At 61.3% G+C, this 20,801-nt stretch carries 24 protein-coding genes and 2 pseudogenes; 9 read left to right on the top strand and 17 right to left on the bottom strand.

What is annotated here, in order from left to right:
- Positions 1–2 precede the first annotated feature (2 nt).
- From ACZ5TO_RS20805 to ACZ5TO_RS20790, 4 genes and pseudogenes are all read left to right on the top strand, one after another.
- Positions 3–92: pseudogene (locus tag ACZ5TO_RS20805) on the top strand (DUF1778 domain-containing protein); the annotation flags it as partial.
- Positions 89–616: pseudogene (locus tag ACZ5TO_RS20800) on the top strand (N-acetyltransferase). The pseudogenes ACZ5TO_RS20805 and ACZ5TO_RS20800, both read left to right, overlap by 4 nt.
- Before the next feature lie 330 nt (positions 617–946).
- The gene (locus ACZ5TO_RS20795) at positions 947–1,252 is read left to right on the top strand and encodes a hypothetical protein (RefSeq protein WP_184147171.1); all 306 of its coding nucleotides are present in this window, start codon (positions 947–949) and stop codon (positions 1,250–1,252) included.
- Between the two features lie 101 nt (positions 1,253–1,353).
- Positions 1,354–1,692, top strand: a complete 339-nt coding sequence (locus ACZ5TO_RS20790; protein ID WP_464800525.1) for a helix-turn-helix domain-containing protein — start codon at positions 1,354–1,356, stop codon at positions 1,690–1,692.
- Positions 1,693–1,820: 128 nt separating this feature from the next.
- Here ACZ5TO_RS20790 and ACZ5TO_RS20785 read toward each other — a convergent pair whose 3' ends face one another.
- The 3 genes from ACZ5TO_RS20785 to ACZ5TO_RS20775 are packed head-to-tail and all read right to left on the bottom strand — an operon-like array spanning position 1,821 to position 3,605.
- Complete coding sequence (locus ACZ5TO_RS20785; protein ID WP_464801010.1) at positions 1,821–1,970, bottom strand: hypothetical protein; 150 nt, start codon at positions 1,968–1,970, stop codon at positions 1,821–1,823.
- A 19-nt stretch (positions 1,971–1,989) separates the two neighbouring features.
- Positions 1,990–2,265: a helix-turn-helix transcriptional regulator gene (locus ACZ5TO_RS20780; RefSeq protein WP_464800524.1), complete on the bottom strand. Its 276-nt coding sequence runs from the start codon at positions 2,263–2,265 to the stop codon at positions 1,990–1,992.
- A gap of 17 nt (positions 2,266–2,282) precedes the next feature.
- Positions 2,283–3,605 carry a type II toxin-antitoxin system HipA family toxin gene (locus ACZ5TO_RS20775; RefSeq protein ID WP_464800523.1) on the bottom strand — a complete coding sequence of 441 codons (1,323 nt, stop codon included), beginning with the start codon at positions 3,603–3,605 and terminating at the stop codon, positions 2,283–2,285.
- Between the two features lie 106 nt (positions 3,606–3,711).
- Between ACZ5TO_RS20775 and ACZ5TO_RS20770 the strand changes: the two genes are divergently transcribed.
- From ACZ5TO_RS20770 to ACZ5TO_RS20760, 3 genes are all read left to right on the top strand, one after another.
- The gene (locus tag ACZ5TO_RS20770; RefSeq protein WP_464800522.1) at positions 3,712–3,897 is read left to right on the top strand and encodes a hypothetical protein; all 186 of its coding nucleotides are present in this window, start codon (positions 3,712–3,714) and stop codon (positions 3,895–3,897) included.
- A gap of 68 nt (positions 3,898–3,965) precedes the next feature.
- On the top strand, positions 3,966–4,418 hold the full coding sequence (locus ACZ5TO_RS20765; protein WP_464800521.1) for a MarR family winged helix-turn-helix transcriptional regulator: 453 nt from the start codon (positions 3,966–3,968) through the stop codon (positions 4,416–4,418).
- Positions 4,419–4,459: 41 nt separating this feature from the next.
- Positions 4,460–4,861, top strand: coding sequence for a DUF1398 domain-containing protein (locus ACZ5TO_RS20760; protein ID WP_464800520.1), 402 nt, complete (start codon positions 4,460–4,462; stop codon positions 4,859–4,861).
- Positions 4,862–4,988: 127 nt separating this feature from the next.
- Here the strand turns inward: ACZ5TO_RS20760 and ACZ5TO_RS20755 are convergent, their stop codons facing one another.
- The 6 genes from ACZ5TO_RS20755 to ACZ5TO_RS20730 all read right to left on the bottom strand — a co-directional run bounded on the left by ACZ5TO_RS20755 (position 4,989) and on the right by ACZ5TO_RS20730 (position 10,583).
- Positions 4,989–5,915 carry a MaoC/PaaZ C-terminal domain-containing protein gene (locus tag ACZ5TO_RS20755; protein ID WP_464800519.1) on the bottom strand — a complete coding sequence of 309 codons (927 nt, stop codon included), beginning with the start codon at positions 5,913–5,915 and terminating at the stop codon, positions 4,989–4,991.
- A 61-nt stretch (positions 5,916–5,976) separates the two neighbouring features.
- Positions 5,977–6,939, bottom strand: a complete 963-nt coding sequence (locus ACZ5TO_RS20750; RefSeq protein ID WP_464800518.1) for a TRAP transporter substrate-binding protein — start codon at positions 6,937–6,939, stop codon at positions 5,977–5,979.
- Positions 6,940–6,996: 57 nt separating this feature from the next.
- Positions 6,997–8,271, bottom strand: coding sequence for a TRAP transporter large permease (locus tag ACZ5TO_RS20745; RefSeq protein ID WP_464800517.1), 1,275 nt, complete (start codon positions 8,269–8,271; stop codon positions 6,997–6,999).
- The gene (locus ACZ5TO_RS20740; protein WP_464800516.1) at positions 8,268–8,783 is read right to left on the bottom strand and encodes a TRAP transporter small permease; all 516 of its coding nucleotides are present in this window, start codon (positions 8,781–8,783) and stop codon (positions 8,268–8,270) included. Before ACZ5TO_RS20740 ends, ACZ5TO_RS20745 begins: the two co-directional genes overlap by 4 nt.
- Complete coding sequence (locus tag ACZ5TO_RS20735; protein WP_464800515.1) at positions 8,783–9,529, bottom strand: SDR family NAD(P)-dependent oxidoreductase; 747 nt, start codon at positions 9,527–9,529, stop codon at positions 8,783–8,785. Before ACZ5TO_RS20735 ends, ACZ5TO_RS20740 begins: the two co-directional genes overlap by 1 nt.
- The gene (locus tag ACZ5TO_RS20730) at positions 9,513–10,583 is read right to left on the bottom strand and encodes a Gfo/Idh/MocA family protein (RefSeq protein ID WP_464800514.1); all 1,071 of its coding nucleotides are present in this window, start codon (positions 10,581–10,583) and stop codon (positions 9,513–9,515) included. The genes ACZ5TO_RS20735 and ACZ5TO_RS20730 overlap by 17 nt, the downstream gene beginning before the upstream one ends.
- 201 nt (positions 10,584–10,784) lie before the next feature.
- Between ACZ5TO_RS20730 and ACZ5TO_RS20725 the strand changes: the two genes are divergently transcribed.
- On the top strand, positions 10,785–11,855 hold the full coding sequence (locus tag ACZ5TO_RS20725; protein WP_464800513.1) for a LacI family DNA-binding transcriptional regulator: 1,071 nt from the start codon (positions 10,785–10,787) through the stop codon (positions 11,853–11,855).
- A 5-nt stretch (positions 11,856–11,860) separates the two neighbouring features.
- On the opposite strand, the gene ACZ5TO_RS20720 is transcribed toward ACZ5TO_RS20725, so the two are convergent.
- From ACZ5TO_RS20720 to ACZ5TO_RS20695, 6 genes are read right to left on the bottom strand one after another with little or no spacing between them, the layout of a single operon-like run.
- Entirely contained in the window at positions 11,861–12,466 is a 606-nt protein-coding gene (locus ACZ5TO_RS20720; protein WP_464800512.1) for a DAK2 domain-containing protein, read from the bottom strand.
- On the bottom strand, positions 12,463–13,464 hold the full coding sequence (locus ACZ5TO_RS20715) for a dihydroxyacetone kinase subunit DhaK (RefSeq protein ID WP_464800511.1): 1,002 nt from the start codon (positions 13,462–13,464) through the stop codon (positions 12,463–12,465). Before ACZ5TO_RS20715 ends, ACZ5TO_RS20720 begins: the two co-directional genes overlap by 4 nt.
- A gap of 12 nt (positions 13,465–13,476) precedes the next feature.
- Complete coding sequence (locus ACZ5TO_RS20710) at positions 13,477–15,174, bottom strand: acetolactate synthase catalytic subunit (protein ID WP_464801006.1); 1,698 nt, start codon at positions 15,172–15,174, stop codon at positions 13,477–13,479.
- 58 nt (positions 15,175–15,232) lie between these two features.
- Positions 15,233–16,438 (bottom strand): CaiB/BaiF CoA transferase family protein, encoded by a 1,206-nt coding sequence (locus tag ACZ5TO_RS20705; RefSeq protein ID WP_464800510.1) that lies wholly within the window; start codon positions 16,436–16,438, stop codon positions 15,233–15,235.
- Between the two features lie 2 nt (positions 16,439–16,440).
- Entirely contained in the window at positions 16,441–17,241 is an 801-nt protein-coding gene (locus ACZ5TO_RS20700) for a CoA-transferase subunit beta (RefSeq protein WP_464800509.1), read from the bottom strand.
- A 3-nt stretch (positions 17,242–17,244) separates the two neighbouring features.
- Positions 17,245–18,138 (bottom strand): CoA transferase subunit A, encoded by an 894-nt coding sequence (locus ACZ5TO_RS20695; protein ID WP_464800508.1) that lies wholly within the window; start codon positions 18,136–18,138, stop codon positions 17,245–17,247.
- A 125-nt stretch (positions 18,139–18,263) separates the two neighbouring features.
- Here ACZ5TO_RS20695 and ACZ5TO_RS20690 point away from each other — a divergent pair, with 125 nt between their 5' ends.
- Entirely contained in the window at positions 18,264–19,055 is a 792-nt protein-coding gene (locus ACZ5TO_RS20690; RefSeq protein WP_464800507.1) for a shikimate dehydrogenase family protein, read from the top strand.
- 15 nt (positions 19,056–19,070) lie between these two features.
- On the opposite strand, the gene ACZ5TO_RS20685 is transcribed toward ACZ5TO_RS20690, so the two are convergent.
- Together ACZ5TO_RS20685 and ACZ5TO_RS20680 are read right to left on the bottom strand one after the other, a co-directional pair.
- A complete protein-coding gene (locus ACZ5TO_RS20685) occupies positions 19,071–19,820 on the bottom strand; it encodes an ATP-binding cassette domain-containing protein (protein ID WP_464800506.1) in 750 nt (249 codons plus the stop codon).
- A 51-nt stretch (positions 19,821–19,871) separates the two neighbouring features.
- Positions 19,872–20,789, bottom strand: a complete 918-nt coding sequence (locus ACZ5TO_RS20680; protein WP_464800505.1) for a substrate-binding domain-containing protein — start codon at positions 20,787–20,789, stop codon at positions 19,872–19,874.
- Positions 20,790–20,801 lie beyond the last annotated feature (12 nt).

Raw genomic sequence — 20,801 nt, 5'->3', positions numbered from 1 at the left:
AATTCCTGCGCATCCTCAATCTACTGGAAAACCCGCCCAAGCCGAATGCTAAGTTACGTGCTGTTGTCGCAGCGCTGCCGGATACGCTATAAGCATTCCGCAATGGCATGAGGAACCGACTAAGAAATCTCATGATCGGGCTTCCTTTGATTGTGGCGATATGCAGATGAACGAGTTTCTGCAACGCTTTGCACGACAGAGCCATGAGCAGAATGCAGCCAAGACCTTCTGTGCTGTCGATAATGCGATACCAAACCGCATCTTTGGCTTTTACACCGTAGCGCCTTCGACTGTGGCATATGAAATCGTACCGGCATCAATGACAACAGGACTGGCACGTCATGACGTATCGGGCTTCAAGCTTGCCCGTCTGGCAACAGACCGCGCCATGGCGGGGCAAGGATTGGGAGGACAACTCCTTGTCGCAGCAGCGTCGCGTTGCCTGCGGCTCGCCGATGAAGGCGGTGGTATTCTCCTGACTATCGGCGCAAAGAGCGAACGCGCGGCCAACTGATACGCTTCTTTCGGAGCCGAACCGCTACAAGAAAAGCCGCGGACCCTCGTCATGCCGCTTGCAACCTTTGCCCCCGATTTGCGCGTGAAAGGCCTGCTGTAATGGGAGGCGCGATTTTGCACTCCTCAACGGTTGCTTGCGCCCGTTGCGTGCTTCCCAATCTTGTGCAATGCAGAGACGCAAAAGGGGCAATCGTGTCCCCCTAGCTATTCCAGAAAGTCCAACTTCAAGGCTTTTGAGCGATGGTGGGCGCTCCCTCCGGGCCGACCAAGCAATTTCCGTCTTACTTACGAGATCAGCTTAGCTAACGTCCGCTTTGCCCATTACGCCCGTTCCGGTAGCCATGCGTGGAAGGTACGGGTACATCTGGATGCGAATGAAAGCTATCAACGGCAGATGCCCTGCATTATTCAAGACTGGCATTGGATACCCATGAACGAGAAAATCTTCGACACCCTTGTCGGCATGTACTTCACCGTGGACGATCCAGATGGAAGCTACGGCACCGGACAGGTAATCCGCCTCGCGGCTGAAGGAATCTACTTCGTTCGCTTCGACGGCAACGAGGTGGTGCTGCCTCTCGAACTCGCCTCTATCGGCGAAATGCTGGAGACCACCGATGAGGGCTACAAACTCTGGAGGTTCTTCGACACGCTTGAGGAACGAGATAAATGGATTGAGTGGCTGGATGCGCCGTCGAAACCGCGAGTGATTTCCCTGGTGAGGCCGACGAAATAATAGATTCTAAGCCGAATGTTTCGGGCTGGCAGGGCATGCCGGATTCGAGCAAAATCAGCCGCTTAACCGTGCGGAACGAAAGCATCGCTTCATAAAAATCAATGGCTCAACAAAGCCGCCGTCCCACTTTTCTTTGGCCGTTTCCGGCCCTTCTTTCCCGGTCATATTGCGACCAGGGAGGCGCGCATGAGCGGGTGCGACCATTTCGGGACGTGAAGCTGCAATGGCTTCAGCAGTTGATCTGCGACAGGGATTTGAGCGACAGCGCGCGATCCGTGGTGCTTTATATCATCACTACGCATTTGAACGGCCACACCGAGAAGGCGTGGCCGTTCAATCAAACGATTGCCGACGCGACCGGCAAGAGCGTCAAGACCATTCAGCGCACCGTCGGTGAACTTGTGACCAGTGGCTGGTTCGAAGTCCAGCGCAGAAAATAGCGTCGGGCACAACACAGAATATCGTCCCTCAGCGGCGTCGATTTTACGCGCATCGGACGCCCGCGAAAAGACGGACAAATTTATCACTCTACCCAAGCGAAGGCGGTCAAAATCTTCCGGCAAGGCGGTCAGATGTGTCCGGCGAAGGCATCCCCCAGCTTTTCGCTGTGGTCGTAGGTGAAGCTGTTGATCTCGCGTAGGAAGGCGCGCAGGGTTTCAGGATCGCGATACGGCAGATAGGCGTCGCGGAAAATGTCGCGGAAGAGCTTTTGCGGCAAATGAATAATTCTGCCATTATTACGATTTTGGAACAAATCCGACAGAAAACCCGAACAATCGGCCGATTTTCATCAAAGTTTGAAGAGTCGGATTCGCCGCCCCGACTTCAATCTCTGCAACTTGGCGTCTTGTAAGCGACAGGGTCTTGGCAAACTCTTCCTGTGTCATGCCAAACCCTTTGCGGATCTCCGCCACAGCACCGGGCAGCCTCAGATCTCCGGTTCGAGCACGTTCTGCCAGGGTTCGGCGGTTTTCCAAAATTTCTTCTTTCGTTGGCTTCTTCCATCGAGCCATTTAGCGGTCCTTCGCTCTCACTGACACACCTCCAAAACGCTATCTGCGATTTCGATACAGCGTCCCATCGCAGGGTCCAGAATGTCCGAAGACGCTCCCATCTCTTTCGCCATGGCCGGAGCCTGGCGCAGGTGTTCGGCAAATACGGCAAGCGTAGCGGCGAGCGCCCTCCGCTCAGCAGGATCAGCTATCAGTTCGCCGCAAATGTGCTTCCAATCGGGAAGATGGTCACGACCTCCGTCGCGCATCATGGCCCATCGGGTGGAGAGAACGATCCCCTCTTTCGCGAGCCGCATTGGCGCGAAATCAAAGAGCGGAGACAGGCGGATCCTGCTGTCCTGGTGTTTGCTCAATGCGGAATTTCGGCCATGATTATCAGGATCGCCGAGCGCCAGATTGGCGATGTCGCGCTTCAGGTATTCAACAATGTCTGCGAAGGGATCAGCGGTATATTGGCGCAGAATGTCGATATAGGCCTCGTGCGTGCCGACATGACCGAAATCGGCAACGCCTATCGCTGACACGAGGCTTTCCTGCCCTAGCCGGATGGTTCCGCCGCCTTCTCTCTTATTCCGGTCGAAACGGGGAATGATCAGGACGCCTTCGGCATAGGTCGATGGTTCGCTGACAGTCAGACCGATCTCTTGAGCGATCCGCGAATATAGGGCTTCGCGTTCGAGGATGAGGCGATCCACAGGCTCATTGCTGCGCACCAGCTTGACAATGACGTGGCGCACGGCCTCGTCATCGGTCACGAAGCTGTCGGGATAATACAGCCCGTCATTCGCCTGGGTCATCGAGACCTTCGGCCATTCGCCTCGCAGGCCGTTTGAGCCGGAGGCGAGCATTCCAAAACGATCGGCGACTTCCATGAAGCGATCGGACCGCTCAAGAATTTCCGCTTCCGTCACCCCTTGGCGCTCAACACCGCGCAGCCGTTCCGCTTCGGCGTCCGCCGCCTCTTTGATGCGGATATTGCCTATGCCGCCGGTCGCCGATCGCAGAAGCAGCGGGAGATCAGAAGCGCGCGAGCCTTCAGCGAGACTGAGATACTCGGCAAGCTTTCGCCGTGCATGCCCCTGGGGCATAAGGTCCAAGAGGAAGGGCGGCCAGCTGCTGCTATATCGACTTTCGAGATCGACGGGGTAACGGACTGACAAGGCGCGATGGTGCCGGACCGTTTTTCCAGCAGAAAACTCCGCCGATGCCACGGTGACGAAATAGTCGAGATCGTAATCGACGATCGATGCGCCTTGAAAGCCGGCCGCGTCGTCCCCGAGTTCCATTGACACGGCGTGATGCCACTCACCGTCAAAATGGGTTTGGAGCGTCAAGCGCATTAATTGACCCTTTCAATGGTTCAAATAATGCATTCTCCGAAATTATTCAACCCATCACAGTGGGTTTAATAATTGCCATCAGAACTGCCGGCTACCGAAACGGTCATTGAAGCTTCTGATCCGGCTGACCATCTTCCGGCCACGCAACGCACTGCCGCAAGCGAACAAAATGAACGACAGGCTGAGCAGTGGCGTCATCCATGCTTCGGAGCCGCTGTTTGCGTCGAACAAGATGAGCGAAACGGCTCCCATTGCAGCGAAGAAGACCATTCCGAAATCACATTGCACTTGATAGGCCGGTAATTTTTATTGACTAGGAAACTTTCTCGATTTAGTTTCCTAGTCAACAAGGAACTCTTCATGACATTAGTCCCGAAATTGACCGATCACACCGGCTACTGGATGCGAATGGTATCAAACGCCGTATCGCAAGAGTTCGCGCGCAAGGTATCCGGCGAAGATGTCACTGTCGCGGAATGGTCATTCATGCGTTCCCTCTACGACTCCGAACCAACGCCTCCATCAGTTCTGGCGAAAAAGATGGCCATGACAAAGGGAGCCATCAGCAAACTTGCGGAACGGCTGATGGCCAAAGGACTGGTTGAGAAGACGGAAAGCCAAGAGGACAGGCGTGCTCACAACTTGTCCCTGACGACAGAGGGACGAGCCAAAATTCCGGTCCTGGCGTCGCTTGCCGATCAGAATGATGCTGAATTTTTTGGCGTGTTGACGAAAGAAGAGCATGAGACACTCGACCGCATCATGCGGGTTCTCGCGGAAAAGCGCGACTTGAAAGCAACCCCGGTGGACTGAACCATCGACCAAAGCCAACCTTCAAACGAAAGGAAGCCGCCATGGAAGCGGAACGGATTGCTGTTGCCGAAAATTGCCTGCATGCTGCCCATGATGGAAGTTTGAGCTTTCCGGAGATTATCGGACAATTATTAGCGGCGGGTTTCGAGGGATACACCGTCGACTATCGCCGTAACACTCAAACCTATTACCTGCCGGATGGAGACAGCGTAGCGGTGGACATGCATTCTTCCGCTAGCAAGGTCGCCGCTACATTCGATGCGAGCGAGGTCGAGCGCCTGGTGCGATGGGCGCAGGCCAATCCCGCCGACTATAGCTACGTCGCCTTCTGCGAGAAAGCCAAGGCCGCTGGGTGCGCAGGATACATCGTCTCGTTTCTAGGTCGCCGGGTCCTTTACTTCGGCCGCACCGCAGAGACCCATATCGAGCAATTCCCAAATTGATGGGTACCGGTCATGACAAAGCTGCGATAGTGGGTGACAGCTCCGGTCCGACAGCAAACTTCAGCCGTTTGTTCGTCCCGTGTGACTGCATTGTTCTCTGTCGACAGAAAGCTCGGACTCGCGAACTTTAGAGCAATGATGAACCGTACCCCACGGCCGTGGTTTCTCCAGATTGATTGGTTAGCCAGAACTCGACTTCAATCCGCACTCTGCCAAGCTCTTCACTACGATCCGTCACTACACCTTCAAGTTTTATGAGGTCTCTGGGATAGATCGGTGTAAGGTAGGTACAGAAATGCCGCCCGGTTGAAAGGAAACTTCCGCCGAACAGATTGGTGAGATACTGTGACGCCCAGCATGATTCCATCATGCCCTGGGCGATGCAGTCCCGCAGGCCCGCCTTCTTCGCAATGTCGAGATTGGTATGAATGCCCTGCTTGTGGAATTCGGCCCCGGTAAAGACGGACATTTGCGCCTGGCGAACCTCTTTAACGAGGGGCCGCAGCGCAGTTCCGAGCGGGGTCTCACGCGAGATTCTGGATGTGCGCTCGGCGGAAAGCTCGCGAGGGCTGACACGCCGCTCAGGCTCCGCCAAGCCCGTGCCGACCTTGACGCCGTCGGGAATACGCATGACCTCCGTGGAGCGCTGTAGCACAACGATTTCACCCGCCTCGTCCCGCGCCACGCTTTCGAGCACCGTATAGCCCTTGCCGCGCTTCATGTATTTGTCGACATAGGTTCCGGTCAGCGTCAGCTTCGCGCCAACCGGCACGGGCTTGTAGTGGATGACCTCCTCCTTCTGGTGCAGGCCGACGACCTTGTCCCGGTCATAGACCGTCAGGAATATCTGCATCAGGTCGGAAACGATCATGTGCGGAGGCACATGGCCGACAGGCTTGAGCGCGCCGTCCACGATTTCCATGCCGCTGTAGTCATCGAGCGCATAGGCGTAGCTGCGCAGGAAGAAATCATCCACCACGAGTTCGACCGGCCCGAAGGTCTCGCCGATATAAACGTTCTCGTAGGTCGGATCCTTGAAGGTCGGGGCAGTCATCTGAAGCTATCCTGTCAGGCTGTGATGCCCGCCGCCGGACGAACGGCGGGCAGATTACGCGTTACTGAACGCTGCGGATCTTGGCGAGTAGCGCTACGGCCTTGTCGCCAAGGCTTGCGGCATACTCGTCCTGGAAGCCGGCGAGACGCTCGGCGAACTTGTCGAGGCCCTGGGTCTCGACGATGGTCACGCCGGCGTTCTTCATCTCGTCCAGCGCCTTGGTGTTGAAGTCGTTGACGAGGCCCGCCTGGTAGGTCTGAGCATCGGCTGCCGCCTGCTCGACGATGCCCTGTTGCTCCGGCGTCAGCGTGCTGAACTTCGCGGCGTTGACCGGGATGAAGCGGAAATGCCAGATGTGCTTGGTCAGGCTCACGCTCTTGGTGACTTCGTACCATTTCGTGGTGGAGAGCGTCGCAGGCTCACCCTCGGAGGCCTCGGCAACGCCGGTCTCGATAGCCGAATAGACTTCCGGGAAGGGAATCGGCGTCGGCACGGCACCGAGAGCCTTCGCAAAGCCGATGTAGAGCGGGGATTCGGGAACGCGCAGCTTCAGGCCTTCCATGTCCTCGATCGTGTTGATCGCGCGCTTGCTGGCGATCGATCGCGGGCCGAGGAAGAGGAAGCCGAGATTGTGAACGCCCTGCGCCTCGAAGGCGGCCTGCACGTCCGGCGCGATCACCTTGGCGACGCGCTGCATGTGATCGAGGTCCTTGTAGATATAGGGCAGCTCGAGGACCTGCAATTCGGGGAAGAAGCGGCCGATGCCCGACATACCGCTCGGCGCGATATCGACCGAGCCGGAAACGACGCTCTCGGCAAGCTCGCGCTCGTTGCCGAGCGTGGCATCGCTGTAAACCTCGATACTGACTTCGCCCTTGCTACGCTCGGCGACGAGTTCGGCGAAACGCTTGTCTGCCAGCGTATTGCTGTGATCTGCGGCGTAGATGTCGCCGAGCGTCAGCGTGGTTTCCGCCTGCGCCATCGTCACGCCGGCTGTCAGCGCCAGGGCAGTCATCGCACTCATCAAGAAACGTTTTTTGTCAAACATGCTCTACTCCTCCGTTGAGCTTTGATTTTTCCGTCACATGAAGGACGGCAGATAGGTGGTGAAGAAGGGAACGTATGCGATCAGCAGGTTGACCAGCAGAAGCGGGATCAGGAACACCCAGACGAGCACCAGGATACGCGACAGGGGAATGCGCGCGATACTGACGCCGATGAACAGGAGCGTCCCGACCGGTGGCATGACCGCACCCATCATGATCGCAAGCACCATGACGACGCCGAACTGGACCGGATCGAAGCCCATCTGCGAGCCGATCGCGGCCAGCGTCGGCACGAAGAGGACGGCGGTCGACACCTCGTCCATCAGACCGCCGATCAGGGTCAGCACGACGATCAGGATCGTCACGACGAGCAGCGGCTCGGTGGTGATCGAGAACAGCACGGACGTGATCTGCTGCTCGAACCGGCCGAGCGCCAGGATGGTGCCGAAGACGGCGGAGAAGCCGACGATCATCATGATGTTGGCGGACGAAAGCGCCGCCGACATGGTGAGCTCGCGCAGGTTCTTCAGGTTCAGCGTGCGTTCGATGACGAAGCCGTAGAAAAGCGCATAGACGACGGCGACGATGCCGGCTTCCGTGGGCGTGAAGATGCCGAAGCGGATGCCGCCGATGATGAAGAACGGCATGACAAGAGCCCAGCCGGCCTTCATCACCGCCTCCTTCAGGCGCTGGCCGGAGAACGTGACCGGCTCCACCTTGAATGAGGAGAAGCGCGTCAGGATGAAGGCGAGGGCGAGCAGCGACAGGCCGACGAGCAGGCCTGGAATGATGCCGGCCATGAAGAGACGGCCGATCGAGACGCCGGACATCGACCCATAGATGATCAGGAAGATCGACGGCGGGATGAGCGGTGCCATCATCGCCGAGAAGGCCACCATGAGCGCGGCAAATTCAGGCTTGTATCCCTGTTCCTTCATAGCCGGGATGAGAATGGATCCCGTTGCGGCGGTATCTGCGGACGCAGACCCTGAAACGCCGGCCATCAGGACGTTGGCGATGACGGTCACATAGGCCAGGCCCGCGCGAAAATGCCCGACCAGCGCGATAGCAAGATCGACGATGCGTTTCGTCAGGCCGGAGCGAGACATAACCTCCCCTGCCAGAACGAAGAACGGGATGGCCATCAGCGTGAACGAGTCCATGCCGCCGAACGTCTTCGTGATCAGCAGACGCTCCTGCACGATCGGGAAATTCAGGACGACCACGAAGGCGGCGAGCCCGGTCGAGAACGCCACGGGCAGTCCGATCAGCAGGAACAGGAAGAAGCAGCCGAAAAGGGTAAGGGTCATTGGCCGGCCTCCCACGTGCCGTTGCGCATGTCGCGGACCATGCGGGCGACCGTTGCGAAAATGATGAGGGCCGAACCGACGGGAATGGCGAGGTAGATCCAGAACAGCGACAGCGACAGGGCCGAGGACAGCTGCGGCGCATTCACGCGCGCCATCGTCCAGCCGTAGTAGACGAACGTGCCCATCAGGAGGATGACGGCAAGATCGAGCAGAATGGCGATGGCGCGCTGCACGCCCTTTGGAAGCATATTGATGAACACATCGACGGTAAACATGGCGCGGCGCCAGACGAGGATGGGCGCGCACAGCCAGAACAACCATATGAAGGCGTACCGTATGACCTCTTCCGACCAGAACAGGGCATAGTAACCGTTGAAGACATAGCGAAGGCACACGGCGACAAAACCGACGGCGATGATGGCCAGCATCAGCGGTACGATGATCATCTCGCCGATTCGCTCGATCAGCGTCGGATTTTCAGGGCTCTCGATGATTTCGGATTGTTCCTGCATCAGGCTGCCAAAGCTCCCCCGTCGACCTTGATTACCGCGCCGGTTATATAGTCCGAAAGCGGGCTGGCAAGGAATGCGATCGCTCCGCCGACCTCCTCCGGCTTGCCGGCACGCCCCATCGGCACGCGGTTTTCCACCTTGGCCAGCCACTCCTTGTTGTGGAAAAGCGGCTCGGTGAGCTCCGTGCGGAACCAGCCGGGCTCGATGGCGTTGACGCGAATGCCGGCCTTGGCCCATTCGACCGCAAGCCCCTTGGTGATCTGCTTCACGCCGCCCTTCGACGATCCGTAGGCGACGATGAAGGGCATGCCGATCTCGCTCGCCATGGAGGCGATATTGACGATCTTGCCGTAGCCGTTGGCGCGCATGGCGCGGCCCGCGGCCTGCGACATGAAGAAAAGGCCGCGGGCGTTGATGGCATGCACCCGGTCCCAGTCGTCCGGGCCGTACTCGAACGAATCGCCGCGAATATTGAGGCCGGCGGCATTGACGAGGATGTCGAGCTTTCCATGTTCCGCGACGATCCGATCGACGAGCGCGCTCGCCTCCTTTGGATCGCTCACGTCACAGGTCATCGCCTGCGCGCCGGCCTCCGCCGCTGCCCGTTCGAGCACATCCTGACGCCGGCCGGCGATGATGACCGATGCGCCGGCCGCCACCAGCGCATCGGTTCCCGCCCGGCCAAGTCCGGTTCCGCCACCCGTAACGAGCGCGATGCGGCCTTTGAGATCAATTGACAGCGACATTTCGAAAAGCACCTGCATTCTGGAGATTGATACGGCGGCCGTCGCTTTCGACGACCGCATGGGCAAGGGCAACCGCTGCCAGGCCGTCCTCGATGGACGGTGTTACCATTCCGCCGGCAGCAAGCGCGGACAGGAGATTGCGCATCTCTCCGACATAACCCATGTGGACGAGCGATGCGTTCTCCTGGGAAATGTTGGTCATGTTCGGCTCCCAGACGAGCCGTTCGCGATCCGGCGAGAAGGCCCGGCCCGGCACCATCGGCTCCGCATCGCGGGTATAGGTGACGCGCGAGACGTTCTCGACGGTCACGCTCGTGCCGTTCGATCCCGTGATCTGGATGCGCTCATTGGGCACGCCGCGGCTTTCGTAGTTCGATATTTCGAGAAGGCCAGCCGCGCCGCTTTCATAGCCCAGCATAATGGCGAAGCCGAAGCGATCGCCGGATGCCTGCGTCTTGACCGCACAAACCCAGGCGACCGGGCCGCCGTAAAAGCGCATCAGATCGAGGAAATGCACGCTGTGGTCCAGAACGAAGGAAAACGGCGTCAGCGTCTCCGACCAGGCCGGCGTCCAGACGCCGGAGGTGATCCGCGCGCTGACCATCTGCACGGCGCCGAAATCGTCGCCCTCGGAAATCTCCTTGGCCATGCGGTAACCGGTGGCAAAGCGCTTCATGAAGCCGACGACGAGCTGCTTTCCCGCCCGCCTGGCGGCGAGCGCCATGGCCTCGGCCTCGGCGACCGTGATGGCCGGTGGCTTTTCCACGAAGACATGAACGCCAAGCGCAAAGGCCTGCTCCGCCAGCTTCGGATAGATCGTCGGACCGACGGCCATGACGACCGCATCGACCGTCTCCGTCGTCAGCATCTGCGAAAGATCCGCATACGCGGCGTTCGCGCCGGCGGCCATTCTGGTCGCCTCGGCCCGCGCGCCATCCGGGTCGCAGACCGCCACGACCTCGATACCCGCCATGCGCATGGCGGGAACGAGCGCAGCATTGGCAAATGCCCCACACCCCACCAACGCCGTCCGAAGACGCAATTCACCCGTCATGAAATTCCTCCGAAACGAGGTTCGCTCCCAACCTCAGAAAACGTTTTTCGAAAAACGGTTTTCGTCGGCTTGATTAACCCCGCACGGCGGACGTGTCAATCGAGGATTCGACTATTTTCGGCGATGATTCTCCGCTAAAGTCGCGATAAGGAAGAAAGACAAGGCGGCCGTAAAATCGGTTCTGCAACTGGAGTTTGAAGATTGTCCGATAAAGGCCGGATTACGATCAGGGATGTGGCGGCGGCGACCGGCCACGCGGTTTCAACTGTTTCGAACGCCCTTGCGGGCAAGCGGCACGTCAACGAGGAAACCCGCAAGCAGGTCAAGGAAGCCGCCGAACGGCTTGGCTACCGCCCCTCCGCCGTCGCCCGCTCGCTTCGCATGAAGCTGAGTTCGACGATCGGCGTGCTTGTGCCGGATGTCAGCAACCCGGCCATTCCCGAATTCATCCGCGGCATTGACGACGTGGCCGTGCGCGAGGGCTGTACCATCCTGCTTTGCAACACGGACGAACTGCTCGAAAGGCAGGTCGGCCAGATGCAGACCCTGCTCGACCGCCAGGTCGACGGCATGATCCTGATCTCGCAGCACTGCGACATGCCGGAAGTGCGCGCGCTTCTCGATGGAAAGACGCCTTTCGTGCTCATCCAGCGCCGCAGCGCGCGTTTCCGCGACGATTATATCGGCTCGGACAACCTTCAGGGCATGCGCGACAGCGTGACCTACCTGCATGAACTCGGCCATCGCCGCATCGCCCTCGTCACCGGCCCTGCCACGTCCAGCACGGCGCAGGAGCGTCTGGAAGCGTTCGAGGCGACTGTCGCCGAACTTGGCTGCGACGAAGATCCAGATCTGATCTTCCGGGGCGATTACACCGTCGAGGCCGGCTATCAAGCCATGCACTATTTCGCGACGCTGTCGCAGCGTCCAACCGCAGTTATCGCCAGCAACGACGTCTGCGCGCTCGGCGTTCAGGATGCGGCGAGCGAGCTTGGCCTCTCCGTCCCTGCCGATCTCTCCCTGCTCGGCTGCGACGACATCGACCTCGCCAGGCTCCGCCGCATCAATCTGAGCACGCTGCGCCTGCCGAAGCGCGAAATGGGCGCCGCCGCCGCCGAGCTGCTCATGCGCCGCATCCACTCCAAGCGCCCGCAGACGCCGCGTGAAATCATCATCCCGACGAAGCTCGTGCTTCGCGAATCCTGCGCAGCGCCCAACGGAGCAAACGCAAAAAGGCCGGCGCAACGCCGGCCTCTCGTGTCTCCCGAATAGGGGCTTTACGCCGCGAGCGCGGCGGAAAGCGCCTTGATGGCCAGCATGCCGGGATCGTCGTGACCGATGGTCTGATCGCCAAACATGCGCGCGCGGCCGATGCGGTTCGGCTTGCTGCGGAAGGCATCCAATGCTTCCGCAGCCGACTTCGCCGCAGCCTCGGCCGCACCTTCAATGGTTTTCGCACCCTGTAAGGCGGCAGCGATGGCGTCGAGAGAATCGAGCACCGTCTTGTCGCCAAGCGATGCGCCGCCGCGCGCGATCATTGCATCGCGCGCCGTCGCGACGAGGCCGGCGAGATCGCCGGCAGCAATTGCCGGCCTGCCCTTCGCTTCGCGGCCCGCCGCCAGCAGCCCGGTCGCAAACAGCGTGCCGAGGCTCGATCCGGTCGCGACGGTCGCGGCCTTGGCCAGCTGTGTCAGCGCGGCACCGGGATCGGCGGCGCCGGAGAGATCCACCTCCGCCATCTTGCCGATGACACGGGCCAGCATGCCGCCCGTATCGCCGTCGCCGAGTTTCGCATCGGCATCATTCAGCACCTGTTCCAGCGGCCCCATGGCCTGATGGGCGCGCGCAACGGTGGAGGCGATTGTGGAGACCGTGACGCTCATGCCGACACCGTCCAGAACGGGCACCGTGCGGGCGCGGCGAGCAGCGTCTCGATTTCGTCGTCGACGAAGCAGAGCGAGATGGACGCCCCGGCCATTTCCATCGACGTCGCATAGTGACCGACCAGCGGCCGGACGATGGTGATGCCGGCCGCTTCCAGCTTCGCCCGGGCGCGGCGATAGAGGATGAAGAGTTCTTCCAGCGGGGTGGCGCCGAGGCTGTTGACGAGGATGGATGCGCGTGTGCCGGCACCTTCGGGTCTGTCGGCAAGAAGCCGCTCGATCATCTCGTCGGCAATGACATCGGCTTCCTTCAGCTGGTCTCGCCAGATGCCTGGCTCGCCATGGATGCCCATGCCCATTTCGATCTCGTTTTCGCCGAGCGTGAAGGACGGCTTGCCGGAGCCCGGAACCTGGCAGGGCGACAGCGCCACGCCGATGGTGCGCGTACGGTCTACGGTCTTCTGCGCGATCGCCGTCACGGCATCGAGGTCGGCGCCGGTTTCGGCGAGCGCACCGGCGGTCTTGTAGGCATAGATGATGCCTGCAACGCCGCGGCGCTTCTGCCGCTCCGCAGGGGCCGCGCTGGCCACGTCGTCATTGCCGAGCACGGTGGTCGTGCGGATGCCTTCGTCCTCCAGCATTTCCCCGGCCATGTCGAAGTTCATGCGGTCGCCGCCGTAGTTGCCATAGAGGCGCAGCACGCCCTTGCCGCCATCGGCGAGGCGGATCGCCTCCATGCAGGAACCGACCGTCGGCCCCTCGAAGACGTTGCCGATCGAGCAGGCGTCTAGCAAACCCTCGCCCACATAGCCGGTGAAGAGCGGCAGGTGGCCCGATCCGCCGCCCGAGACGACGCCGACCTTGCCCTGCCGGATGGGGACGGCGCGATGCACCACCCGACCCATCTCGCCGCCGAGCGTCAGCGAGGAGTTTGCGGCGACAAGGCCGTCGAGCATTTCATCGACGAAGCCGGAAGGCTTGTTCATCAACTTCTTCATGATCGCGCCTCCTCAGTATTGCAGGGCTGTGTTGTCGTCGAACATGGTGATCGGCGGATAGGCCCGCTCGTCGGTGACGACGTCGAGCACCGTCGTCGCATTGGCGGCGAAGGCCGCCTTCAGCGCCGGCAGGAAATCCTCCGCCTTGTCAATCCGCACGCCTTCGCAGCCCGCGCCGCGGGCAATCGCCGCATGGTCCACGGGCGTGAAGTCGCAGGCGTCGGAATATTCGTTGAAGATCACCTTTTCGGCGTGCTTCTCGTAACCGAGGATCGAATTGTTCAGCACTGCGACGACGACATTGAGGCCCATGCGGCGCGCGGTTTCCAACTCGGACCAGACATGGGCGAAGCCGCCATCGCCGACGAGCGCGAAGATCGGCGCATCGGGCCTGGCACATTTGGCGCCGAGCGCATAGGGCAGTCCCCAGCCGAGACCGGCAAGTCCGCGCGGCGTGAGGAAGCGCATGCCGGGCTTGCGCGACGTCAGGTGATTGCCGATCCAGATCGAGGAATAGCTGGCGTCGGAAACGACGATGTGCTCCGGCGTCAGCAGGCTGTCGAGATCGCGCATCAGCCGTTCCGGGCGGATCGGGCTCTCGTTCGAGGTCTCGACGGCTTGCGCATCCTTGCGGCCCTGGGCAAGGCCTTCGGCGATCGTCTTCTCAAGCGCGGGACGGGCAGCCTTGCGCTTTGCGCCGTCTTCCTTTTCGAGCGCGGCAGACAGCGCCTTGATGCCGAGCCTGGCATCGCCGACGAGCCGGACGGCCTCGTAGTTCCGGCCGATCTCCTGGCCGTCCACGTCGAGATGGATGTACTTCGCATCCTTCGGGAAAAGCGACCAGCTGTCCGTGCCGTTCTGGTTGGTGCGGTTGCCGATCAGCATGATGACGTCGGCATCCGTCACCAGCTGGCGCAGGTGCTTGGTGCGGCTGCGCGTCGCCATGAAGTAGCCGACGATGCCGACGGAAAGCGGATGGTTTTCGTCGGTCGACCCCTTGCCCATGACAGTAGTGGCGACCGGAATGGAGAACTTCTCCTGTAGGGCCGCGAGCTCCGCCGCCGCATCGGAAACATGAACGCCCCCGCCGGCGATGATAAGCGGGCGCTCGGCGGAGGCCAGGAGCCTGGCGGCCTCGGCGATACGGTCCGGATCCGGGCCGCTGCGGTCGAGCGGGAAGGTGCCGAGCGAAGCCATGCGGCTCTCGTTGCGGCTTTCGGCGGTTTCGACGAACATGTCGATCGGCGCGATCAGCACGGCGGGACCCGGCCGGCCGGAGGCGGCGGCGGTGAAGGCCATGTCGACATAGTCGTCGATGCGGTTCACGTCGGCGACACGCTTGATCCACTTGGCAACGCCCTTGAAGAGATCAAGGTGGTCCAGTTCCTGGAAGGCGTTCTTGTCGGCGAAGGGACGCGCCACATCCTGAACGATGGCGACGACAGGGATCGAAGCCTTATAGGCTTCCGCCAGCCCCGCGACCAGCAGCGTCGCCGCCGGCCCGTTCTGCGCAGTGACGACGGCGACCTTGTGCGAGATGCGGGCATAGGCGTCGGCCATCACGGCACCGGCGTTTTCGGTGCGGTAGCCGACCTGGCGGATGCCGTAGTGCGGCGCCGCCAGGAAGAGCGCGGCTGGGATCGACTGCCCGAAAATGACCTCGACGCCATGACGCTTGAGCGCCTGCGCCATGACATGTGCGCCGCTCATATTACCCTTGCTCACGTGTAGTCCTCCCTGGAACCTATGGAAATGCGGATGAAACTTGTCAGATGACGGTTGCCGACCGGAGCTTGCCGATCTCGCCTGACGGCATGGAAAGCCACTCGGAAAGCACCTCGTCGGCGTGTTCGCCCAGCATCGGCGGCGGGCGCCGCACGGTCGACGGCGTGGTGCCGAGGCCGACCGGCGGCCCCTGCATCGGCACCACGCCGGCCTTGGGATGAACCACGTCGACGATATGGCCCGCCTCGCGCATGTAGGGGTCGGTTGCGACCTCCTCGATCGTGCGGATGCGCGCCGAGGGAAGCTCGGCCTGCCGCAGCGCGGCCAGCACCTCGTCCGCGGTGTGCCGGGCGATCCATTCGGCTGCGATGCCCTCGATAGCCTCGACATGGATCATGCGCTGTTCGAGCGTCGCAAAGCGCGGATCCTCGAGCAGCTCCGGGCGGTCGATCATCTTCACGAAGCGCGGGAAATGCGCGTTGTTGCCGGCCACCATGTGGATCCAGACGTCGTCCTTGGCCTTGAAGGTGTTGGCGGGCGCGGCGTAGCGGTCGCGGTTGCCCGCCCGCGTCATCCGCCGGCCATTCACCAGAAACTCGGGAAGGGCCGTCATCAGCATGGAAGTGGCGCCGCCGATGAGGCTGACATCCACCACCTGCCCCTCCCCCGTGCGGGTGCGATGGTTAAGCGCGGCGAGGATGCCGATCGTCGCATGCAACGCCGTCGCATAGTCGACGAGGAAGGTACCCGCCATCATCGGCCCGCCCTTGGGATCGCCCGTCAGGTCCATGAAGCCGGTGATCGCCTGGGCTATGCCGTCGAAACAGGGCTCGGCTGACAAGCTGTTGTTCTGGCCGAAGCCGGACAGGCGCGCCATGATGAGCTTCGGGTTGATCTTGCGCAGATCCTCCCAGCCGCACCCCATCTTCTCCATCGTACCGGGACGGAAATTCTCCACCAGGACATCGGCTTCGAGCACCAGCCGGCGCAGCAGCTCCTGAGCCTCGGGGTTACGGAAATTCAGCGTCAGGCTGCGCTTGTTGCGGTTGAACATCATGAAATAGATGCTCTCTCCGGCAATATAGGGCCCGAGGGAACGGGTGTCGTCGCCGGCGCGCGTGCGCTCCACCTTGACGACATCGGCCCCAAGATCACCCAGAAGCATGGCGCAATGGGGACCGGCGATGAACCGGGAAAGATCCAGCACCTTCAGGCCGGAAAGGGACGTGGGCTGTGCAGTGGATGGCATGATCAGACTTTGAGCAGGATGCGATTGGGGTCGATATCGTTGCGGATATGCGCAAGTTCGGTTTCAGTCGGTGCTTCCGTTTCCGCAATCGTTTCGGGAACCAGCGGCACGAAAGACATGTTCGCCAGCACTTCCTCCCTGGTGACTCCTGGATGCAGCGACTTCAGCCGCATTTCCCTGGTGTCTTCGGCAAAGTCGAAGACCGCCTTGTCCGTAACGACAAGCGAGGGACCGCCTTCGCCCAAGCCGGCTTCCCGGCGGCTGTTTCCGCCGGTCAGATGGCCTGCACTGGTGATGAAATCGACCTTCTCGACGAAGCTGCGCGGATCGAGATCCATCAGCAGGATCGGCCGGCGGACGAAAGCGAAGTGCTCCGGCTGCGCGAGGCTGCCGACGAGGCGGACCTTCGGCGTGCGATAATCGCCGATCGCCGTGATGTTCATGTTGCCGTAGCGGTCGAGCTGGGCTGCGGAGTTGAAGGACACGTCGAACTTGCGGCGAGCCAGCATGTCGCATTTCACGCCGGTATCCGGCGGGCAGGCAGCAGCCTGCCACTGCGTGAATGCGTCCTGGGTGAAATGCTCGGGAATGACGGAGAGATCCGGCTCCAGAAGGTTGCCCCAGTAGACGGCGGCACCCGGCGCGTGCCCCATCTGGGCAAGGCGCGCCGCGGCAAGCGGCATGCCGACGGCGAGCGTGAAGGCCCGGCCGTTCGTGCCGACGCCAACGAAGCACAGATCGTCGTCGCGGATCTGGCGGGAGAGATAGGCGGTGATGAGTTCGTTGTTCGTGAACGACGCCATGGCTTATGCCCTCCCCTTGACGTTGAGCGCGGAGAGCGCGCCGAGGCCGCCGCATTTTTCCAGATAAGCAGCATGGTCCGGCAGGGCGCGGGCAAATTCGTCGAGATAGGCCTTCACGCCATCGGCAGACTTGGAGCGGGCGATATAGTCACGCATATGCGCATCGTCTTCGTCATAGACCGTGTCGCAGGCGGCGGGATGGGCCCCATAGGGCACCTCGACGATGGCCTCCACCCAGTTGCCGGGAATGTAGGTCAGAGACGGCTGCTTCTTGATCTCGTCATGCGGGACGATCTTCTCGACGGTGACGATGAGACGCCTTGCACCCGCCGCCATCGGCTGGTCCATGTCGTCGGTATCGCGCACGACCGGCCACTGGACATTGCCGTATTTGTCGCCGGCATAACCGTGAATGATCGTAAATTCCGGCTCGGCGGCGGCGACAGCCTGTAGCTTTTCGCCGGTGAACGGGCAGTCGACCGTGCGAATCTGCTCCGGATTAACCTTGGCGATATCGGAGCCGAACAAGGTGCGGATCGGCAGGAACGGCATGCCCTGCGCCGCGGCGCGAAGGCGCGCGACCATCGCCGTCTCGGAAAAGTCCCGCACCTCGATCTTTCCGCTTTCGACCGCGCGGCGGAAATTCGACGCCAGCCCGTAGTTGAACAGGCCGACATAAATGCCTTCCCACCGGCGAATGGCGTCAGCGGCAGCCAGAAGATCGACCGCGGTCGTTCCGGCCCAGCTCATCACCGTGAGGTCGCGCACGCCGTTACGGATCAACTCGCGCACCGCGGCATTGGGCTGGCGACGCAGGAGACTGCCCCCGATCATGACGGTCGAGCCCGAGACGATGGGCGAAAGCGCCTTCTCCAGGGTCGTCAGTTTCTCTTTCAAAATCATGTCCTCCCGAAATCTACGACCGATATAAAAACGTTTCTGGACTTTAGCAACAAAAAACGTTTCTTGATTCGCATTTTTCTGTTAGGCCACAGCTTGAACGCACCAGGAAAGGACGGCGCATGGCGAACGAACACACCCTTTACGGCCTGATCGGCTATCCCATCACGTTCGTGCGTTCGCCCGGCATTCTGAATGCCTATCTTGCCGAAAACGGTCTTGCCGGACGGATGGTCCCGTTCGGTGTCAGGCCGGAAGCGCTTGCCAGCGCCTTGTCCGGCCTGCGCCATCTCGAAAACCTTGCCGGCTTCTTCGTCACGATGCCGTTCAAGGAAAGCATCCTTCCTCTGCTCGACGAGGCGAGCGAGACCGCCCGCATTTCCGGGGCGGTCAACATCGTTCGCCGCACGCCGGAGGGTCGCCTTTTCGGCCATCAGCTCGACGGTACGGGCTTTGTGGGCGCGATGAAGGCAGCACAGGTCTCCATTGCCGGTGCTTCCGTCCATGTCGCCGGTGCGGGCGGCGTGAGCGCGGGCATCTGCTGCGCACTGGCCGAAGCCGGCGCCGGCCGGATCGCCATCAAAAATCGCAACCGCGGGCGCGCCGAGGCCCTTGCGGACAGGCTGCGCAGCGCCTTTCCGAAAACCGTCTTCGTTGTGACGACGTCCCAGCCCGGCGAGGAAACCGACATCGTCGTCAACGCCACCAGCCTTGGTCTGAATGCCGGTGACCCCCTGCCGGTTGATCTCTCCGCGATCAGGCGCGGCATCTTTGTCGGCGACGTCGTCAACATACCGGGCCAGACGGCCTTGCTGAATGCGGCGGAAGCGCTTGGTTGCCGCACGCAGCACGGCCGCGCCATGTTCGGCCCCCAGATCGAGTTCGCCCTTCACTTCTACGCTCACGGCCTGTGATCCCTCCGGTCACGCTCAATGCGCGACCAGGTTGGCGCCCGTGATCAGCTTGACGATGTCTTCCGGGTTGGTCTCGGTCTTCTTGCGCACGCCCGCGGTGCGCCCCTGCCGGAGCACGTGGATACGGTCGCAGACTTCAAAAATGTGATGCAGGTTGTGGCTGATCAGGATGATCGAAAAGCCGCGCGAACGTAGATCCTTGATAAGCGAAAGCACCTTCTCCTGCTCCGGAACGCCGAGTGCCGCCGTCGGCTCGTCCAGGATGACGACCTTGCGGCCGAAGGCGACGGCCCGCGCGATCGCCACGCTCTGGCGCTGGCCGCCGGACATGCCCTTGACCGTGAAATGCGTCGACTGGATGTGGATGTTGAGCGACTTGAGCAGATCCTTCGAACGGCTGTGCATCTCCTCGGCCTTGAGAAATTTCGCACCGAGAACCTTCCGCACGACCTCTCGGCCGGCAAAGATGTTTTCGGCGACGTTGGAATCGTCGAAGAGCGCAAGGTCCTGATAGACGGTCTCGATGCCGAGCTGGCGGGCGTCTTCCGGCTTGCGCACGACCACCTCCCGCCCTTCGAACAGGAACGCGCCGCTATCGGCCGGCTGCGCGCCGGAAATGATCTTGATGAGCGTCGATTTTCCGGCGCCGTTGTCGCCGGCGAGCGCCACGACCTCGGATTCATGAAGTTCGAAGTCGATGTCCGTCAGCGCACGCACGGCGCCGAACGACTTGCAGATATTGTTCAGTTTCAGCAATGGGGTCATCACGCCTGTCCTCTGGGCGGTCGAGGAGAAGCTCCTCGACCGCGACCGATATTACTTGCAGTAGGTGTCGTGCGTTTCCTTGGTGATCATCGGCGTGTCGAGGAACGTCATCTTCTCGACGGTCTCGCCGGCCAGCACCTTCATCGCCAGGTCGAGGGCTTCGGGGAACATGGTCGGATAGTAGACCGAGCCCGTCAGGCGACCGGAGGCGACACCGTCGCATCCTTCCTTGGCACCATCCATGCCGACCGTGACGACGCCTTCGAGCTTCTGCTCTTCCAGTACCTGCGCGGCCCCCAGCGCCATGGTGTCATTGTGTGCGAAGACGGCCTTCACATCACGATGCGCCGTCACCGCGTCTTCCATCGCGGCGACTGCTTCCTGAAGACGGTAGTGACCGACATAAGAGACGACCTTGATGCCGGGATGCTTGGCCATCTCCTCTTCGAAGCCCTGCTTGCGATCCACCGTCGCCGAGGCGCCGGGCGTGCCTTCGAGCTGGATGACCTTGCCCTCTTCGCCGATCTTCTCGATGACGAAGCGGGCAGCGACGCGGCCCATCTCCACATTGTCCGAACCGATGAAGGCAGCGAAATCTTCCTGCGGCACGTCGAGCTGGCGGTCGAAAATGATGAGCGGAACGCTCGCGCGCTTCGCAGCGTCCGCAATCGGCGCCAGCGCCTTGGAATCGTTGGGCGACATCACCACGGCCGAGACATGGCGGGTGATGAGGTCCTCGATGCCCGAAAGCTGCGTGGCGCTGTCACGACGCCCGTCGACGATCGTCAGCTTCACGTCGGGGTGTTCCGCACCCCAGGCCTTGGCACGTTCGATGCCGCCGACGCGATAGGGATGCTCGAGATTGGGCTGGGCGATGCCGATTTCCACCTCGTCGGCGTGCGCGGCAACCGGCACGGCAAGCATGGTGCCGGCCAGCAATGCAATGTTGATCATCAGTCTGCAAGTCATGGTTTCCTCCCT

Source organism: Shinella sp. Sh6, from assembly GCF_055392685.1.
Note: the sequence above shows the minus strand (reverse complement) of the source record. Positions and strands in the feature narration are given on the sequence as shown.

What these genes read in the sequence shown, in the direction of transcription:
- ACZ5TO_RS20795 (WP_184147171.1), top strand. Translation starts at nt 947, where the DNA reads ATGAACGAGAAAATCTTCGACACCCTTGTCGGCATGTACTTCACCGTG.
- ACZ5TO_RS20790 (WP_464800525.1), top strand. Translation starts at nt 1,354, where the DNA reads ATGGCTCAACAAAGCCGCCGTCCCACTTTTCTTTGGCCGTTTCCGGCC.
- ACZ5TO_RS20780 (WP_464800524.1), bottom strand. Translation starts at nt 2,265, where the DNA reads ATGGCTCGATGGAAGAAGCCAACGAAAGAAGAAATTTTGGAAAACCGC.
- ACZ5TO_RS20775 (WP_464800523.1), bottom strand. Translation starts at nt 3,605, where the DNA reads ATGCGCTTGACGCTCCAAACCCATTTTGACGGTGAGTGGCATCACGCC.
- ACZ5TO_RS20765 (WP_464800521.1), top strand. Translation starts at nt 3,966, where the DNA reads ATGACATTAGTCCCGAAATTGACCGATCACACCGGCTACTGGATGCGA.
- ACZ5TO_RS20760 (WP_464800520.1), top strand. Translation starts at nt 4,460, where the DNA reads ATGGAAGCGGAACGGATTGCTGTTGCCGAAAATTGCCTGCATGCTGCC.
- ACZ5TO_RS20755 (WP_464800519.1), bottom strand. Translation starts at nt 5,915, where the DNA reads ATGACTGCCCCGACCTTCAAGGATCCGACCTACGAGAACGTTTATATC.
- ACZ5TO_RS20750 (WP_464800518.1), bottom strand. Translation starts at nt 6,939, where the DNA reads ATGAGTGCGATGACTGCCCTGGCGCTGACAGCCGGCGTGACGATGGCG.
- ACZ5TO_RS20745 (WP_464800517.1), bottom strand. Translation starts at nt 8,271, where the DNA reads ATGACCCTTACCCTTTTCGGCTGCTTCTTCCTGTTCCTGCTGATCGGA.
- ACZ5TO_RS20740 (WP_464800516.1), bottom strand. Translation starts at nt 8,783, where the DNA reads ATGCAGGAACAATCCGAAATCATCGAGAGCCCTGAAAATCCGACGCTG.
- ACZ5TO_RS20735 (WP_464800515.1), bottom strand. Translation starts at nt 9,529, where the DNA reads ATGTCGCTGTCAATTGATCTCAAAGGCCGCATCGCGCTCGTTACGGGT.
- ACZ5TO_RS20730 (WP_464800514.1), bottom strand. Translation starts at nt 10,583, where the DNA reads ATGACGGGTGAATTGCGTCTTCGGACGGCGTTGGTGGGGTGTGGGGCA.
- ACZ5TO_RS20720 (WP_464800512.1), bottom strand. Translation starts at nt 12,466, where the DNA reads ATGAGCGTCACGGTCTCCACAATCGCCTCCACCGTTGCGCGCGCCCAT.
- ACZ5TO_RS20715 (WP_464800511.1), bottom strand. Translation starts at nt 13,464, where the DNA reads ATGAAGAAGTTGATGAACAAGCCTTCCGGCTTCGTCGATGAAATGCTC.
- ACZ5TO_RS20710 (WP_464801006.1), bottom strand. Translation starts at nt 15,174, where the DNA reads ATGAGCGGCGCACATGTCATGGCGCAGGCGCTCAAGCGTCATGGCGTC.
- ACZ5TO_RS20705 (WP_464800510.1), bottom strand. Translation starts at nt 16,438, where the DNA reads ATGCCATCCACTGCACAGCCCACGTCCCTTTCCGGCCTGAAGGTGCTG.
- ACZ5TO_RS20700 (WP_464800509.1), bottom strand. Translation starts at nt 17,241, where the DNA reads ATGGCGTCGTTCACGAACAACGAACTCATCACCGCCTATCTCTCCCGC.
- ACZ5TO_RS20690 (WP_464800507.1), top strand. Translation starts at nt 18,264, where the DNA reads ATGGCGAACGAACACACCCTTTACGGCCTGATCGGCTATCCCATCACG.
- ACZ5TO_RS20685 (WP_464800506.1), bottom strand. Translation starts at nt 19,820, where the DNA reads ATGACCCCATTGCTGAAACTGAACAATATCTGCAAGTCGTTCGGCGCC.
- ACZ5TO_RS20680 (WP_464800505.1), bottom strand. Translation starts at nt 20,789, where the DNA reads ATGACTTGCAGACTGATGATCAACATTGCATTGCTGGCCGGCACCATG.